The sequence below is a fragment of the Aquabacterium sp. genome, assembly GCF_035476535.1.
In the GTDB taxonomy this organism is placed as follows: Bacteria; Pseudomonadota; Gammaproteobacteria; order Burkholderiales; family Burkholderiaceae_C; genus Pseudaquabacterium.
This window is the reverse complement of the sequence record NZ_DATILJ010000216.1, coordinates 1-2,197: the sequence shown is the minus strand read 5'-3', so window position 1 is coordinate 2,197 and position 2,197 is coordinate 1. Positions and strand designations below refer to the sequence as shown.

The 2,197-nt window shown below is 67.0% G+C and carries 3 protein-coding genes and 1 pseudogene; all 4 read right to left on the bottom strand.

What is annotated here, in order from left to right; translation table 11 throughout:
- Positions 1-108: 108 nt before the first annotated feature.
- Positions 109-672, bottom strand: coding sequence for a cytochrome b (locus VLK61_RS21290; protein ID WP_325423683.1), 564 nt, complete (start codon positions 670-672; stop codon positions 109-111).
- Positions 669-1,262, bottom strand: a complete 594-nt coding sequence (locus tag VLK61_RS21285; protein ID WP_325423681.1) for a YceI family protein — start codon at positions 1,260-1,262, stop codon at positions 669-671. Before VLK61_RS21285 ends, VLK61_RS21290 begins: the two co-directional genes overlap by 4 nt.
- Before the next feature lie 9 nt (positions 1,263-1,271).
- Positions 1,272-1,976: an ABC transporter ATP-binding protein gene (locus tag VLK61_RS21280; protein WP_325423679.1), complete on the bottom strand. Its 705-nt coding sequence runs from the start codon at positions 1,974-1,976 to the stop codon at positions 1,272-1,274.
- Positions 1,973-2,197: pseudogene (locus tag VLK61_RS21275) on the bottom strand (ABC transporter ATP-binding protein); the annotation flags it as partial. The gene VLK61_RS21280 and the pseudogene VLK61_RS21275, both read right to left, overlap by 4 nt.

Sequence of the window (2,197 nt, the reverse complement as noted above, 5' to 3'; positions counted from 1 at the left end):
GCGCCGGCCGTGAACGTGCAAAGCCGCATGAACTGACGCGACATGGCTCGCCACTGACCCGCGCGCATCTCGGGTCGGCCGCCACGCTGTGACGGATGCGCGCGCCGTTCATGGCCGCACCCGGCCTTGCGGCAGCATGCGCAGCAGCAGACCATCGCGGTCGAACCACTGGTGCTTGATGACAGCGGCCACATGCAGCGCCACCAGTGCACACAAGCTGTAGACGAGGGCCTGGTGGGCCGTGCGCAGCACCGGCGCCAGTGCCTTGTCGGCCGCCACCCAGTCGGGCAACGGCAGCATGCCAAGCCAGACGATGGTGAAGCCGGCTGCCGAGCTGTAGGCCCAGCCGGTCAACGGCACGGCCAGGAACAGCAGGTACATCACGCGATGGACCCACGCGTAGGCCAGGCGCTGCCATGCCGCCATGCGGCCGAGCACGGCCGAAGGCAGGTCGGGCGCGCGCTGCCTCAATCGCCACAACAGGCGCAATCCAGAAGCGAAGAGCACGGCGATGCCCAGCCACTTGTGCCAGTTGACCCAGCGCAGCCGCGCCGGCGAGAACGGCAGACCCGACGCATACAAACCGCTGCACACGCTGGCCAGGATCGCCGTGGCCAGCAGCCAGTGCAGCGACATCGCGACCGGGTCGTAGCGCACCGCGGCCGCGTTCATTGGCGGTAAGCCTCGAATTCGATTCCCAGGCGAATCTGCTCACCCAGCAGCCGGCCGCCGAACTCGCCGAAATCGCTCTTGTTGATCAGTGTGCGGGCCTCTCCACCACACATGGCGAGCTTTCTCATCGGGTGCTCGCCGCAGCGCAGGAAGGCCACGTCGAGATCGACCGGTCGCGTCACGCCCTTGATCGTCAATTCGCCGCTGATGCGGTTCAGCTGCGGGCCGGTGAAGTCGAACTTGGTCGACTTGAAGACGATCGTCGGGTGCTTGGCCACATCGAGGAAGCCGAACTTGTCGCTACGGACGAAATCGTCGCGCAGCTTCAGGCCGGTGTTGATCGATGCGGCATCGATCTCGATCGCCATCTCGCCGGTCCCCTTCTCGCGGTCGATCGTCACCCGGCCGGTGGTCTTCTCGAACCAGCCACGTCGGAACGAGAAGCCCATGTGGTCGACCTCGAAGTTGGGATAGGTGTGCTGCGTATCGAAGACGTAGGTCTCGGGCGCGGCCTGCGCCACGCCGGTCAGCCCGGCGCTCAACGCGGCGCACAGTGCGCCGACGGTTGCCGAATGTCGGATCAATTTCATTGTTTCTCCTTAAACGCTCAAGGTGCTGGATACGGTTTCGAACTCGGCCTGCAGATCGGTCGAATTGCCCTGCCACACCGTGCGACCACGTTCGAGCACGACATGGCGGTCGCACAGTTCGCTCAATGCGCGAAGGTTCTTGTCAACGATCAGGATCGCCAGCTGCGCCTCGCGCAGCCGGCGCACGGTGGCCCAGATCTCGGCGCGAATCAGCGGCGCCAGGCCCTCGGTGGCCTCGTCCAGGATCAGCAGGCGCGGGTTGGTCAGCAGCGCGCGGCCGATGGCCAGCATCTGCTGTTCGCCGCCGGACAGCTGGCTGCCCAGGTGGTGCTCACGCTCGCTCAGGCGCGGAAACAGCGCGTACACGGCGTCGACGTTCCACGGCCCGTTGCCGCGCGCGGTGGCGACCAGGTTTTCGCGCACCGACAGCGTGGAAAAGATCTGGCGCCCCTCGGGCACCAGGCCGATGCCGCGCTGCGCGACCCGGTAGATGCGCTGTCCGGCCAGCGCCTCGCCCGCGAAGCGGATGCTGCCGGCCGTTGCAGGCAGCATGCCCATCACCGCCTTGATGGTCGTCGACTTGCCCATGCCGTTGCGGCCCATCAGGCTCACTGCCTCGCCGGGCATCACCGACAGGTCGACGCCGAACAGGACCTGGGCCTCGCCATAGGCGGCGCAAAGGCCTTCGATGGCAAGCAGCGGAACCGTCGTCATTCGTCCCCCAGATAGGCTTGCCGCACCACGGCATCGCAGCGGATCTGTGCTGGCGTGCCGGTCGCGACGATGGCCCCCGAGACCAGCACCGAGATGCGGTCGGCCATCGAGAACACCGCGTCCATGTCGTGTTCGATCAGCAGCATGCCGAAGCGGCCGCGCAGGCCGGCCAGCACGCCGATGGCCTGTTTCGCTTCGGCCGGGCTCAGGCCGGCGAGCGG

Excerpts from the sequence above, each read along its gene's own strand:
- VLK61_RS21290 (WP_325423683.1), bottom strand. The coding sequence starts at position 672 with ATGAACGCGGCCGCGGTGCGCTACGACCCGGTCGCGATGTCGCTGCAC.
- VLK61_RS21280 (WP_325423679.1), bottom strand. The coding sequence starts at position 1,976 with ATGACGACGGTTCCGCTGCTTGCCATCGAAGGCCTTTGCGCCGCCTAT.
- VLK61_RS21285 (WP_325423681.1), bottom strand. The coding sequence starts at position 1,262 with ATGAAATTGATCCGACATTCGGCAACCGTCGGCGCACTGTGCGCCGCG.